The sequence below is a fragment of the Affinundibacterium flavidum genome, from assembly GCF_014284175.1.
Taxonomy (GTDB): domain Bacteria; phylum Pseudomonadota; class Gammaproteobacteria; order Burkholderiales; family Burkholderiaceae_D; genus Undibacterium; species Undibacterium flavidum.
Genome location: NZ_JACOGA010000049.1, coordinates 1 through 523, shown reverse-complemented (window position 1 = coordinate 523; position 523 = coordinate 1). Strand labels below are relative to the sequence as shown.

The following is a 523-nucleotide window of genomic DNA, read 5'->3' as shown; positions in this document are numbered from 1 at the left end:
TCCTTTGACCTTTAACAATTTGAGTTCTTGTAGCCAGCAAAAGTGCCAGCTACACCTACGACAAAACCGGACTCAACACCCAGATCACGTACAGCAACGGCACCAGTAGCAACATGCGCTACGACGCTGCGCTGCGCATGCAACAAGTGACACACGCCAAAGGCAACATCATCCATGCGCGCACCGACTACGTGTTTGACCAAAACGGCAATCGTACCAAAGAAACCATCAACCGCAACGCCGCCGCACAGGTTACCCACTACAGCTACGACAAAGCCGACCGCCTGACGCAAACCGAAGTCATCGACGTCAACCAAATTGTCACCACAGCCTACACCTTAGATGGCGTCGCCAATCGCACCAAAGAAATCATTAGCACCAAACCAGCAGGCACAGGCAGCACAGGCAGCACAGGCAGCCCAACAAGCATCACAAAAACTTACACCTACGACGGTCGCAACCAACTCACCGCCATCACCGACACAGCCGCAGGCAACACCACATTAAGCTACGACAGCCAAGG

1 protein-coding gene is annotated in these 523 nt (G+C 53.5%); it reads left to right on the top strand.

Going from position 1 to position 523, the window contains the following annotated elements:
• Window positions 1–113: 113 nt before the first annotated feature.
• The coding region (locus tag H8K55_RS21300) for a hypothetical protein (protein ID WP_186944254.1) at window positions 114–523 on the top strand (410 nt) is incomplete at its 3' end.